Raw genomic sequence first — 12,618 nt, 5'->3', positions numbered from 1 at the left:
TTTTTATAGTATTAGACGAATACTTCTCCTTATAATTTCTATTGAGATTAGCTTTTGAAGGAATTTCGGAGATTAGTTTAGACAATGTTTGTCTACACAAACTAAATCAGAATAAATGTTTTTAAAAATAGCTTCCTTTTTAATATAAATCTTACCGGTTATTTTTATAGGAATCTTATATATAGTGTTCAGTGCAAGTTGTAACTCATTAATTTTTTTATTCAAATGGTATGAGAAAACTGAAAAATAAGGATGATCTGTTTGCCAAAGTATATCTGAATGTTGTTTCTGCTTATGAATTTGCTCATAAAAATCATTTAAACCTTTGATATCTATAAAATGACGGTTTTTTATAGCGTCTTTAACAATACGATTGTTGTCGGATAATGCAAAGGTGATTTCTCCAATATCATTCTTTTGTATCAACCTATTTATTTGTCCTATCATTTCTGAATCAAATGTTATAGAGTTTCCTAAAGAGTTATAATAATAGTTCTCTTCATGAAAAGTAGCATTGATAATTGACTCTAAATAGTCGGTAGGACAAAGAAAATATAGGTGTTTTTTCACTATAGTGTAAATAGTTTTATTAATTAAAAACTTGTGTCTAAGAAAAAATATTATAAACTTTTAAGGTCTATTATTTCAAAGTTTTTAGCATCAAAATAATCATCTAAGCCATAATCCGTATTAATGATGATTCCTCCTAAAAGAGCAACTTTATCCACAGGAAATTCGTCCTTACATGTTTTTACATACTCATGAATTTTTTTATGAATAATTTCATAGGTTGCTTCCGTTATAGCTTTCTGTGGATTATTGCTATTAATAATGTCTTTTCTGTAAGGTAATAAGCTCTCTTCCAGCTTCATTTGCTGGTAATCATTTTCATTCAATACGGGTTGATAGTTCGAATCTTGAAGTCGACTAAGTGCTAACATCAGGGCTCCACAAGAATTTCCTGTTTCTTCTTGTCTAGGACGGTACATTTTTCCTAAATCACCATCTAAGGTTACTCCGATATGTGGTCCGTAAAATATAAAGGCACTTCCTTCATCAGGAATATGGTGAGCAAAAGCGGTCATACCTGTCTGACCTACAAATGGGATTCCTCCAAGTCCTCCCATGATAAAGGGACCAAACAAAACATTAAAAAATGTTGTAGAAGGAATATTGATATCGTCTGAGCAAACGGATGTAGCCATTAAGACTTTTGAAATATCAAGTTTATGTTCATTTTGCATTTTTCCTAAATAATGTATAGAAGTGTCTTTTGCATCCTTAGCATTAGGATAATGCTGCTTTACAACTTGGTCAAATTTTCTTTGTAACATAATGATGATTTTATGATGATAATATCTAAGAGTGATAATGTTTTAATTACTCGTAAATATAAAAGATAATTTGTTAATGCAATATAATTGCATTAACAAATTATATAAAGAAATCATAAAATATTAGCGTTGTATTTTAAAGGTGTCAAGACTTTTAATAATGTCTATTGCCATTTAGGATTTTATAGTGTTGGTTCTTGGTAGGTAGGGATTGGCCAATTGTCTTTTGCTAAAAACTGATTGTTTTTCCATTCGATAATTTCTTCTTCCGTAAGCAAACAAGAATCTAATAGTTCGGTTGTACCTGTAACATCTAGGTTTTGACCAATAAAAACAAGTTCGGTTTTGCGATCCCCAAAAACTGTATCCCATTCAGATTCAATCATTTCTTGGTTATTTACAAAAGCTGCGTAACCAATGCGATCAGTAAATGGCATAGAAGCCCACCAAACTCCTGCAGGATCTGTTTTTAAGGATCCTCCGGCCGAACCCCAAATAAGTGCTTGATTAGGTCTAGAAGCGAGCCAGAACAATCCTTTACTACGAATTATATTAGAAGGGAAGTGTTCTGTCGCAAAATCTAAAAATCGCTCTGGATGAAAAGGTTTACGACTTCGGTATACAAAAGAACCTATTCCATATTCTTCTGTTTCAGGAATATGTTCGTTTTCTAGTTCTTGTATCCATCCTGCAGATGCTTCTGCTTCATCGAAATCAAACAAACCAGTACCAATTACTTCGGATAAGGATATTTCTGAATTTTGAGTTGGAATAATTCGAGCCTTAGGGTTTAATTTATGAATGATGTCATATAAATTTCTTAATTCGGATTCGGTAACCAAGTCAACCTTGTTTAATAAAATTACATTTGCAAATTCTACTTGATCCGTAAGAAGATTCACAATAGTTCTATCATCTCCGTCTATATTAGTAAGGTCTCTATCTGTTAAGTACTGAGGGCTAGAAAAGTCTTTTAGAAAATTAAAAGCATCTACCACTGTAACCATAGTATCAACATAACTAAATCGGCTTAAATCCAATTGTCCGTCCTCACTAGCAAAACTAAAAGTTTGTGCCACTGGTATCGGTTCAGAAATTCCTGTACTCTCGATAATTAAGTAGTCAAACCTATCCTCTTTAGCCAGTTTTTCAACCTCAATCATCAAATCTTCTCTTAATGTACAACAGATACAACCGTTGGACATTTCTACAAGTTTTTCTTCAGTTCTGGATAGTGTGTTTTCATTTTCTACAAGCTGTGCATCAATATTCACTTCGCTCATATCATTTACGATAACCGCAACTTTAAGACCTTCTTTGTTGTGTAAAATATGGTTTAATAAAGCGGTTTTTCCAGCTCCTAGAAACCCACTTAATACTGTAACAGGTAATTTCTTTGAAATATTCATCACTATAAAGACTAAAATTAAATATACTTGTGAGATCAAAGTTAGTAATAAAAACACAAATGCAACTATGTTGCTTTTAGTGTTTTCTCTCCCTATTATTGCATCAAATTGAATAAATAGGTTAGAACGTATTGAGAAAACATTGCAAAAATCAAAATTATTTACATGAGTAAAATAAAAATTGGAATCCTTACCATATCAGATAGAGCTAGTCAGGGAGTTTATGAAGATATTTCTGGTAAAGAAATTATAAAGGTAATGAGTGAATATATTTCATCGGATTGGACTCCGTTGTATCAAGTAATTCCTGATGAACAACACCTTATCGAAGAAAAGCTAATTGCTTTCAGTGATGAGGAAGAGTGTTGTCTAATATTTACCACAGGAGGCACTGGACCAGCGCCAAGAGATGTTACACCAGAGGCCACAGAAAATGTATGTAAAAAGATGATGCCAGGTTTTGGAGAGCTGATGCGACAAGAAAGTTTGCAATATGTTCCCACGGCAATTTTATCCAGACAAACAGCTGGAATTAGAAATAAAACATTAATTGTAAATCTTCCTGGCAAGCCTAAATCTATTAGAGAATGTGTACAAGCAGTGTTTCCTGCAATTCCTTATTGTTTAGAGTTGATAGGGCATCCTTTTTTGGATACAAATGACGATCATATAAAAGTATTTAGGCCTAAAAAGTAATAACGGTTAAGATTTATGACTCTTTAATTCACATGAATATTTTCTTTTTTAATTAGGGGAAAATTCAACTTTTATATTAAATTTATTTTAGAGCTTAAACATGATCCAAATCAATAATGCTAAAATCGTACTTATTGAATAGTGAATTAAAGACAATCAGGATTATTGTCTTTAAATGTTCAGAAATTAATTACTCTTAAAATAAATTTATTATGTTAAAATCACTTTTAGAATTAAAGAATGTCAGTAATCTAAGTAAGCTTGAGCAAAGATCAATAAATGGAGGTACTCCTTTGATACCTTTTCATTGTTGTGGTTTGCCTCATTATGAATGTGATCGTAATATAGGGTGTCAATGGGAAGGGTCTCATTGTGGATTTAATGTTTCTCATGCCGTAGGATTGACTGGTTGTAGCGAAGAAGGTCAATAAAATAAAAAATGAGGCTATCAATTTTAAAGATAGTCTCATTTTTATAGTAATATGATACTTGATTACGTATTAATTATAAGCTAAACCTCTATGCTAACTAGAGTTCCGATACAAGAGATGACATTATTGTTATTCCCCATAAATATAAATTTATGTGTTTACAAATTTAATGTATCTATGGAAGTTGTAAGGCATTAGTGTTTTTAAACTTTTGTTTTATAGGATTATTTTTCTGGATTCCTAGACACTCCAGCGCTGTCTGATTCCATGTGTTTTAGATAATCCGTTGGATTTTTTAAAAGATAAAACCCTTCTTTTTTAATTAAAATGGAAGGTTGTATTAGCTGAGGATTTTCTTCTAGTATTTTTAACCAATCATGAGTTTCAAGGCTAATATCTTCGCTATATAGGTTTTTAAAGTTAGGATGTTTTTTATCCACTAAATCTTGAATTTCGACATCTAATTTTTCTGCAATTTCTGTCCATTGTGTTCCTGTTATTTTTGTTTTCGATGTATCAATACTTCTTATCTCTTTTTTGGAGTTGATAGTATAAGCATACGTTTGTTTTCCAATAGATGTTTCCGAATTGTAAATTAAAGTGATTTGTTTTTTGTCAGTTGCAAATAATCCCATGATGATTTTGGTTTTTTCCAAAAGTAAGATGCATTTAATTGGCTTCTGAATCCTATTCCAATAAATATTAATTCATTTGATATATTGTAAGGAATATTTTTTACTAATCATGGACCATCTACGAATTACACTTTTTTTCTGGAATATTGATCATTAGAACTACTAAAAAGAATATAAACGAAATACATAAATAAGTAATATAAACAAAAAAGCCTTACTAAAAAAGTAAGGCTTCTTGTGATCGCGACAGGATTCGAACCTGTTATCGTCCCGATTAGAAATCGGGATGCTCTATCGAGCTGATTTTATTAATTGTTCGATATATTTTCTGGATTTTTGTTTTTTAATTTTCACTTCCCTTTGGTATGCTTCTGATTTAGATTGATAATTTTCTGTATATGCAACTTTCCAAGGAATACCAGTTTTTGTTGACTTACTTCTCCCTTGATTGTGTCTTTTTACTCTATCCGTAAGATTGGATGTATGACCAACATAATATTTATCATTAGAACTACTAAAAAGAATATAAACGGTATACATAAATAAGTAATATAAACAAAAAAGCCTTACTAAAAAAGTAAGGCTTCTTGTGATCGCGACAGGATTCGAACCTGTTATCGTCCCGATTAGAAATCGGGATGCTCTATCGAGCTGATTTTATTAACTGTTCTATATATTTTCTGGATTTTTGTTTTTTAATTTTCACTTCCCTTTGGTATGCTTCTGATTTAGATTGATAATTTTCTGTATATACAACTTTCCAAGGAATACCAGTTTTTGTTGACTTACTTCTCCCTTGATTGTGTCTTTTTACTCGATCCTCAAGATTGGATGTATGACCAACATAATATTTATCATTAGAACTACTAAAAAGAATATAAACGGTATACATAAATAAGTAATCTAAACAAAAAAGCCTTACTAAAAAGTAAGGCTTCCTGTGATCGCGACAGGATTCGAACCTGTGACCGTCTGCTTAGAAGGCAGATGCTCTATCCAGCTGAGCTACGCGACCAGTAAATTATGTTTTTCAAATTGTCGGGGTGGCAGGATTCGAACCTGCGACCTCCGCGTCCCAAACGCGGCGCGATAACCGGGCTACGCTACACCCCGAATTTTGAAAACAATACTCAAAATTAAAGCGGAGAGACTGGGATTCGAACCCAGGCAACACTTACGCGTTGACAGATTAGCAATCTGCTCCATTACCACTCTGGCACCTCTCCTAAATCAAATTTTGATTATGAACTCCACATTAATATTTCAAATGCGGATGCAAATGTAGCTTTTATGAATCTACAATGCAACATTTTTTTGTCATTATTTTCGTTTTATTTTCTGGATAATTTTAAAAAGTTGAAAATCAGTTTTTTTGTTTGGAATAATTTTTGAAAAATTAAGATGTTTATGATATCAAAGGATATAAATAGTGATTTCAATCTATAATCATATATTTGTGAAACACGACCCAAATACAATAACCTATGCGTTTTGATAAAAGAAAATTTACAATGAAAATAAAAGCCTTTCTAATTTTTGTTCTACTAATTTCTGGATTTAGCTACGGTCAAAAACCTGTGCTTTCTGAAGATTTTAATTTTAAAATAGGAGAGAAGTATAAAAGGATTAAAAGTTTAAGTTCTTATTATGTAGCTTCTGGAGAGCATATGGTGGCTATAAAAAAAGGAAGAAAGGATATGACCATTCAAAGATTTTCCTTGAAAGATCTCAAGGAAGATGTCAAAAAAAGACAGATAATTGAGGATAAAGGAGATTTTCAAACAGTCATGAATTTAAATGGTAAAGCCGTTGCCTTTTATACTGTTAAGGATAAAGCATTTGCACAGCGAATATCACTAACAGGGATTATTGCAGAAAAACCAGTTTTAGTAGGTAGTGATAAAGATAATATTACCAATGATGTAGGGTTTAAAAGTACATATGGCTTCGATGCAGGAGGAAGAATTAACAAATTCGTTTTTAAAAAGTCTTTCGATGGAACTAAATTATTAGTGCTATTTAGAGTAAAAACAGCAAATGATAAAGCGGATAAAATAGGAATTAGCGTTTATGACTCGAATTTAAAGTTGCTTTGGAGTAGAAAAGTTCGATTACCGTATGTTAGTAAACGTATGGAAAATGAAGATTTTGCGATAGATAATGAAGGGAGTTTTTATATGACTGCTTCTATTTTTAATTCTGGTGCAGAAGAAAAGGATAAATTAGAAAACACCTATAGAACAGAGGTTTTTAAGATAAAGGAAAACCCCAAAGATATTATTAAAAGCAAGATAGAACTACCAGGTAAATCGATAATGGATGCTGTACTTGGTCTAGATAAGCAAGGTAAGGTCAGAGTTTCGGGTTTTTATGTAAATAATGATAATAAAATAGAAGCCTCAGGTTTATTTTCTGCAAGCTTAAATAATGAAGGAATTGTTTCTTCAATTACCAAAAGTGATATTCCAGCTGGTACTTTAGAGCAGTATGCATTAAAAAGGGAAGAGCGTATTAATGAAGGAACACAAGATGAAAAAGATAAAAAGGATTTTGAAAACTTAAAAGTGAATGATGTTGTTTATAATGAAGATGGAAGCGCAGTAATACTAGGTGAACAGCGGTATGTTGAGTCCTTTACGACGTCTAGTTCTTCAGGATCCAGAACTACGTATAAATATTATTACAGAGATGTGATAGCTTCGAAAATTACTTCTGATGGTACTGTAGTCTGGTTCCATAGATTACCAAAATATCAAATCGGTGCTCGTGGAAAGAGAAGTATGTCATACCTTAATTTTAAAGATTCAGGTAAACATTATTTGTTCCATATCGATGATTTTACCAATCTTAAAAGATCTTTTGATGAGTATCCCACGAGATATTTTGATGGTAAAAAAGAATTCTTGTATCTAACATCGTATACTATAGATGATGCTACTGGAGAAGTTATTAAAGAACCTATCTTGACAGGAAGTGATATTAGAAATTCTAGATTGGATAATCTAGAGGTTTATAAAGCAGCTGTTTTACCAAATCAAGATATGATTTTTGAAGCGTTTGATGGTAAAAAGAATAATTTATTGCTAAAAGTTTCGCTTGATAAATAGATTTTCGAAAAACAATTTATCGAATATTACAGGAGGGAGGAATAGATTTATTTCTCTCTTTTTTTGTAAAATAACTTCAAAATAAAATCAATTGAAATAGGTGTTTTGCATGAATTTTTCAATAGCATAGTAACATTTGCTTTTGTTTTGATACTTACCATTAGAAATTTTAATAAAAACACAAAACTTCTAAAAAGTCAAGAATACGTTTCTGTAGTTTATAACGATATGCTTTCTTCTTGATTTAAAACAAATTGACAAAAGTTAGTATGAAAAAAATCAACATTTTTTTATTAGTACTTATGATAAGTACATTTAATTTAATTGCACAAGATCCTAAACTATCCGAAAATTTTACCGTAGAAGTAGGTGAGGAATATGGAGAAACCGATGGTGGGATGAGAAACTTTTATAAGTATGACGGATATGTTGTAGGTATAAATAGACATAAGGATCACCTAATTATTCAGAAGTTTGATCCCAATACCTTAAAGGAGGTTGAACGAAAAGAGCATAAGAAATTCTTTAAAGAAAAGCGAAGAGAAGATTTTGAGAAAATTCTAAGACTAGGAGATAACGTACTATTTTTCTACGCGCAATGGGATAGAAAAGCAAAAGTGGAGTCATTGGAGTATGAGGCTATATCTTTAAAGACCTTAGGAATAAGTGAATTCAAGGAGATTATTAGACAAGAAGGTAAAGTGGCTGGGGATTTTGCTTTTGTTCGTTCAGGTTTTTTTACGACTAAGGCTAAAACTTTAAATAAATATGAATATCGTACTTCTTTTGATGAAGATCAATTATTACTAGAGTATCGTTTAAAACCAAAATTTAGAAATGACTCTAAAAGCTATGATAGAATTTCTATCAATGTTTTTGATAAAGATCTTAATGTGATCTGGAATAACGTTGTAGAAATGCCTTACACCGAGAAAAAGATGGATAATGAAGATTTTGCGATTGATAAAGAAGGTAATTTTTTCATGTTAGCAAAAGTATATGAAGATGATACTACCAACGAAACTAAAAAGAAAAAACGGGGTAAAAAGGGAAAGAAAGATGCTAATTATCATTTAGAGATATTCAAAGTAAAAAAGGGAACAAATACTATTGTGAATAGTAAAATAGAAATTGGAGACAAATTGGTGGATGAGATTTTGTTATATGAAAATGCGTTAGGTGATATCGTTTTGTCGGGAACTTCTAAAAACCCCGATTCTGGAAAGGGGTTGCTTTTTGGAAAAAGAAGAGGGCAGGCAACAGGAATATTTACTGCTAAATTAGATAATGAAGGAGCTATTAGTGATTTTAATAGCTATGAGTTTCCTATCGAGATGTTAACCAAGTACGCTACTAAAAAGGAAAAAAAGAAGAATAAGAAAAAAGAAAATGATGAGGCTGAATCTCCAGCTTTTAATGGGCTTAAAATAAATACTATTGCAGCTAATGATGATGGTAGCTTCGTGATTTTGGGAGAACAGCGTTATATCGTAGCGAATACAAGAACTACGAGTACAGGTAGAACCAGTACTAGTTATGTGCATTATTACAGAGATATTTTAGCTGCTAAAATTAATGTAGACGGTACTTTGGCTTGGATGCATAAATTACCAAAATTACAAGTAGGTAGAAGAGGAAAAAGAACTATGTCATATACACATATGTTTGCAGGAGAGAATCATTATTTATTGTATTTAGATAATGTTAAAAACTTGAATTTACCTGAGGATAAAGTGCCTTATAAACATACAGACGGAAAAGGAGGGTATTTTACAGCGTATATTATTAATGATCAAACTGGAGAAGTGAAAAAAGAAGCAATTTTTAATACGAGGGATTTCAACGGGACAGAGTTAGAGCATTTCGAAACAGATAAAATATTTCCATTGTCTGATTCTGAAATTTTAATAGAAGGTTTTGAAGGAAGAAGTAAGGATTTTCTGGTTAAGGTGAAGGCTAAGTAGCATAACCTTATTTTATTTAAAAAATTAAAAAAGGAGGCACATTAGCCACCTTTTTTATATATCTTAAAAAGCAGAATTGTTATTCTGCAACTTTTTCTTCCATTTCTATTAGTTTGGCAACATTTCTAACAATATGGTTGTGTTTTTTTACAAAAGGATTAGTTTGGTCCCAAACATATCCTGCTAATACCGCACATATTTGTTCTTTGAAATCTTCTCTTGGCTTATCATGGAAAATAATTTTCTGAAGATTTCCTGTGTACCATTCTTTTACGTAAGTAGAGAATACATCAACTCCACGTTTCATATGATCAACAAAATTTTCTTGCCAATCAACTTCTTCTCCGTTTAATTGTTTAATAGCTAGTTTAGCAGCTAACAAACCTGTTTCTGTAGCAAACGAAACCCCTGAAGAAAAAACAGGGTCTAAAAACTCTGCACTGTTACCAGTTAGTACAAAACCATCACCAAAAAGCTTGGTAACATTTTTAGAAATGTTCTCTACTTTATAAGGTTCAAAAAGATAGGGAACATCTTTAAACTGATCGTAATAGTATGGCGAAGTTTTCATCATTTCTTGTAAAACTTCGGTCGTGTTGCCTTCAAACTTATTGATCCATTCCATTGGACCTACAAAACCAATACTGGTATTACCGTTAGAAAAAGGAATGTACCAGAACCATACTTCGGTTTCTATAATTTCAAATGTAATTGTAGTTCCTTCAACTCCTTCAGGTCTATTTACATCTTTTACTTGTGTAAAAATAGATCCGTGTTCGGCAATTTTTGGTGGTGCTTCTAATCCTAGTTGTCTGGCAATAACTCTACCAAAACCACTAGAGTCGATTATAAATTTGGCTTCAATTTCACTTTCTGAACCGTCTTTATGCTTTACAGTGGTTAAAGAATTTGTTCCGTCAAATTGGACATCAGTTACTTCGGTCTCGAAATCCACACTAACACCTTGTGAAATAGCTTCGTCTATAAGTGTTTTGTCGAAATGATCTCTAGGCACTTGCCATGTCCAATCCCATCCTTCACCATGTTTTTTGCTAAAATCAAAAGAGCCTTTTACACCATCTTTTATAAAACGAGCACCATATTTCTTTTCGTACCCTTGTTTCATCAAACAATCGAGAAGTCCAGCTTCTTCAAAATTGTCCATACATCTGGGGATGAGACTTTCTCCCACCTGAAAACGTGGAAATTTTGTTTTTTCGACTACCTTAACGTTAATTCCATGTTTGTTAAGATATGCAGCACTTACACTGCCTGAAGGACCAGCGCCAATAACTAGTACATCTACATTTTCTTTTTTCATAATTTTCAAAGGTACATTAAATACATTACATTTGCCCTCGTAAAAATAAAGAGTAAACTTGAATTTTTTTACAAATATTGGAAAAAACTTACTAATTCGCGAATGCTAATATCAAAAGAAAGGTTAGAAATTAAAGATTTCCTTAGTGTAATTTTTAATGAAGAAAAGGTTACGATAGATGAATCCATTGTGAAAAGAGTGGAGGATAGCTATAAATTTTTAGAGAAATTTTCTGAAAATAAAGTTATTTACGGTGTTAATACTGGATTTGGTCCTATGGCTCAATATAAAATTGATGATAAGGATAGGATAGAATTACAATTTAATCTGATCAGAAGTCACTCATCAGGAACCGGAAAACCTATGGAGCCTGCCTACGTTAAGGCTTTGATGTTAGCCAGACTAAACACGTTATCCTTAGGAAAATCTGGTGTAAATACTACCGTGATTAGCGGGTTGAAAGATTTGATCAATCATGATGTAACGCCTTTAATTTTTGATCATGGAGGAGTTGGAGCAAGTGGAGATTTGGTGCAGTTAGCGCATTTAGCACTTGTACTGATTGGAGAAGGAGAGGTATTTTACAAAGGAGAAAGAAGAAATACAGAAGATGTGTTTAAAGAACTTGGACTGAAACCTATTGAAGTCAAGATTAGAGAGGGATTAGCACTGATGAATGGTACTTCGGCGATGACAGGTATAGGTATCGTTAATGTAATCAATGCTCAAAAATTATTGGATTGGTCTATAGTGTGTTCTTCAGCAATCAATGAAATAGTTCAAGCATACGATGATCATTTGTCAGAAGAGCTTAATCATAGTAAATTACATTTGGGACAACAGGATGTTGCTCGTATGATGAGAGAACATCTTTCGGATAGTAAACTTACAAGAGATCGTACGGAGCATTTATACTCTGGTCAGAATGGAGATACGTATTTCAAAGAGAAAGTACAAGAGTATTACTCGCTTAGATGTGTTCCGCAAATCTTAGGACCAGTTTGTGATACTATAAAACATGTTGGGAGAATTTTAATCGAAGAATTAAATTCTGCCAATGATAACCCAATTATTGATGTAGAGACAGAGCATGTGTATCATGGAGGTAATTTCCATGGAGACTATGTGTCTTTAGAGATGGATAAATTAAAACTGGTAGTAACAAAACTTTCTATGTTAGCGGAACGCCAATTAAATTATTTATTAAACTCTAAACTAAATGATATCTTACCACCTTTTGCGAATTTAGGAAAGTTAGGGTTTAATTTTGGAATGCAGGGAATTCAGTTTACGGCTGTTTCTACCACAGCAGAAAATCAAACGCTTTCTAATTCTATGTATGTGCATAGTATTCCTAACAATAATGACAATCAAGATATTGTGAGTATGGGTACAAATGCTGCTAATATGACTAAAACGGTTATAGAAAACACTTTTGAAGTACTTGCGATAGAATTGATGACTATTGTACAAGCTTTAGAATATCTGGATTTTGGTGATAAACTCTCAAGTAGAACACAAAAATTAGTGAAAGATATCAAAGCTATCGTTCCTCCGTTTGATAAAGACTATATTACATATCCTTTTGTACAGCAAGTTAAGGACTATCTAAAAGATAATAATGCGTACTAATTTATTTCATTAATATTTAATATATTTTGCCATAAAGAAAAAAGCATGTTAACCTATGCTTTTTTATTTGTACTAAAAAATAAACCTTA

General features: G+C 32.0%; 12 protein-coding genes and 3 tRNA genes. 5 read left to right on the top strand and 10 right to left on the bottom strand.

Annotated elements, in window-relative coordinates; translation table 11 throughout:
- Positions 1–72 precede the first annotated feature (72 nt).
- From Q1B37_RS19875 to Q1B37_RS19865, 3 genes are all read right to left on the bottom strand, one after another.
- Positions 73–570, bottom strand: coding sequence for a hypothetical protein (locus Q1B37_RS19875; protein ID WP_299901666.1), 498 nt, complete (start codon positions 568–570; stop codon positions 73–75).
- 50 nt (positions 571–620) lie between these two features.
- On the bottom strand, positions 621–1,334 hold the full coding sequence (locus tag Q1B37_RS19870; protein ID WP_299901663.1) for a hypothetical protein: 714 nt from the start codon (positions 1,332–1,334) through the stop codon (positions 621–623).
- Positions 1,335–1,516: 182 nt separating this feature from the next.
- Entirely contained in the window at positions 1,517–2,743 is a 1,227-nt protein-coding gene (locus Q1B37_RS19865; RefSeq protein WP_299901660.1) for a GTP-binding protein, read from the bottom strand.
- A 165-nt stretch (positions 2,744–2,908) separates the two neighbouring features.
- Between Q1B37_RS19865 and mog the strand changes: the two genes are divergently transcribed.
- Complete coding sequence (mog, locus tag Q1B37_RS19860) at positions 2,909–3,439, top strand: molybdopterin adenylyltransferase (protein ID WP_299600444.1); 531 nt, start codon at positions 2,909–2,911, stop codon at positions 3,437–3,439.
- Between the two features lie 212 nt (positions 3,440–3,651).
- Positions 3,652–3,870, top strand: a complete 219-nt coding sequence (locus Q1B37_RS19855; protein ID WP_299600447.1) for a hypothetical protein — start codon at positions 3,652–3,654, stop codon at positions 3,868–3,870.
- Between the two features lie 224 nt (positions 3,871–4,094).
- Here Q1B37_RS19855 and Q1B37_RS19850 read toward each other — a convergent pair whose 3' ends face one another.
- The 6 genes from Q1B37_RS19850 to Q1B37_RS19825 form a co-directional block, all read right to left on the bottom strand.
- Complete coding sequence (locus Q1B37_RS19850) at positions 4,095–4,526, bottom strand: hypothetical protein (protein ID WP_299901658.1); 432 nt, start codon at positions 4,524–4,526, stop codon at positions 4,095–4,097.
- A 270-nt stretch (positions 4,527–4,796) separates the two neighbouring features.
- Positions 4,797–5,045 (bottom strand): GIY-YIG nuclease family protein, encoded by a 249-nt coding sequence (locus Q1B37_RS19845; RefSeq protein ID WP_299901656.1) that lies wholly within the window; start codon positions 5,043–5,045, stop codon positions 4,797–4,799.
- 103 nt (positions 5,046–5,148) lie between these two features.
- Positions 5,149–5,397 (bottom strand): GIY-YIG nuclease family protein, encoded by a 249-nt coding sequence (locus tag Q1B37_RS19840; protein WP_299901653.1) that lies wholly within the window; start codon positions 5,395–5,397, stop codon positions 5,149–5,151.
- A 49-nt stretch (positions 5,398–5,446) separates the two neighbouring features.
- Positions 5,447–5,520 (bottom strand) — tRNA-Arg (locus tag Q1B37_RS19835).
- 23 nt (positions 5,521–5,543) lie between these two features.
- Positions 5,544–5,618, bottom strand: a tRNA-Pro gene (locus Q1B37_RS19830).
- A 29-nt stretch (positions 5,619–5,647) separates the two neighbouring features.
- A tRNA-Ser gene (locus Q1B37_RS19825) sits at positions 5,648–5,731 on the bottom strand.
- Positions 5,732–6,016: 285 nt separating this feature from the next.
- Here Q1B37_RS19825 and Q1B37_RS19820 point away from each other — a divergent pair.
- Together Q1B37_RS19820 and Q1B37_RS19815 are read left to right on the top strand one after the other, a co-directional pair.
- Positions 6,017–7,612 carry a hypothetical protein gene (locus Q1B37_RS19820; RefSeq protein ID WP_299901650.1) on the top strand — a complete coding sequence of 532 codons (1,596 nt, stop codon included), beginning with the start codon at positions 6,017–6,019 and terminating at the stop codon, positions 7,610–7,612.
- Positions 7,613–7,881: 269 nt separating this feature from the next.
- Positions 7,882–9,576 carry a hypothetical protein gene (locus Q1B37_RS19815; protein WP_299901647.1) on the top strand — a complete coding sequence of 565 codons (1,695 nt, stop codon included), beginning with the start codon at positions 7,882–7,884 and terminating at the stop codon, positions 9,574–9,576.
- Positions 9,577–9,655: 79 nt separating this feature from the next.
- Here the strand turns inward: Q1B37_RS19815 and Q1B37_RS19810 are convergent, their stop codons facing one another.
- Positions 9,656–10,897: an NAD(P)/FAD-dependent oxidoreductase gene (locus Q1B37_RS19810; RefSeq protein WP_299901644.1), complete on the bottom strand. Its 1,242-nt coding sequence runs from the start codon at positions 10,895–10,897 to the stop codon at positions 9,656–9,658.
- Positions 10,898–10,999: 102 nt separating this feature from the next.
- Here Q1B37_RS19810 and Q1B37_RS19805 point away from each other — a divergent pair, with 102 nt between their 5' ends.
- Complete coding sequence (locus Q1B37_RS19805) at positions 11,000–12,529, top strand: histidine ammonia-lyase (protein ID WP_299901642.1); 1,530 nt, start codon at positions 11,000–11,002, stop codon at positions 12,527–12,529.
- Positions 12,530–12,618 lie beyond the last annotated feature (89 nt).

This window comes from uncultured Aquimarina sp. (assembly GCF_947492965.1).
In the GTDB taxonomy this organism is placed as follows: Bacteria; Bacteroidota; Bacteroidia; order Flavobacteriales; family Flavobacteriaceae; genus Aquimarina.
This window is presented reverse-complemented; position numbering and strand designations above follow the sequence as displayed.

What these genes read in the sequence shown, in the direction of transcription:
- Q1B37_RS19855 (WP_299600447.1), top strand. Translation starts at nt 3,652, where the DNA reads ATGTTAAAATCACTTTTAGAATTAAAGAATGTCAGTAATCTAAGTAAG.
- Q1B37_RS19805 (WP_299901642.1), top strand. Translation starts at nt 11,000, where the DNA reads ATGCTAATATCAAAAGAAAGGTTAGAAATTAAAGATTTCCTTAGTGTA.
- Q1B37_RS19815 (WP_299901647.1), top strand. Translation starts at nt 7,882, where the DNA reads ATGAAAAAAATCAACATTTTTTTATTAGTACTTATGATAAGTACATTT.
- Q1B37_RS19865 (WP_299901660.1), bottom strand. Translation starts at nt 2,743, where the DNA reads ATGAATATTTCAAAGAAATTACCTGTTACAGTATTAAGTGGGTTTCTA.
- Q1B37_RS19810 (WP_299901644.1), bottom strand. Translation starts at nt 10,897, where the DNA reads ATGAAAAAAGAAAATGTAGATGTACTAGTTATTGGCGCTGGTCCTTCA.
- Q1B37_RS19845 (WP_299901656.1), bottom strand. Translation starts at nt 5,045, where the DNA reads ATGTATACCGTTTATATTCTTTTTAGTAGTTCTAATGATAAATATTAT.
- mog (WP_299600444.1), top strand. Translation starts at nt 2,909, where the DNA reads ATGAGTAAAATAAAAATTGGAATCCTTACCATATCAGATAGAGCTAGT.
- Q1B37_RS19820 (WP_299901650.1), top strand. Translation starts at nt 6,017, where the DNA reads ATGAAAATAAAAGCCTTTCTAATTTTTGTTCTACTAATTTCTGGATTT.
- Q1B37_RS19840 (WP_299901653.1), bottom strand. Translation starts at nt 5,397, where the DNA reads ATGTATACCGTTTATATTCTTTTTAGTAGTTCTAATGATAAATATTAT.
- Q1B37_RS19870 (WP_299901663.1), bottom strand. Translation starts at nt 1,334, where the DNA reads ATGTTACAAAGAAAATTTGACCAAGTTGTAAAGCAGCATTATCCTAAT.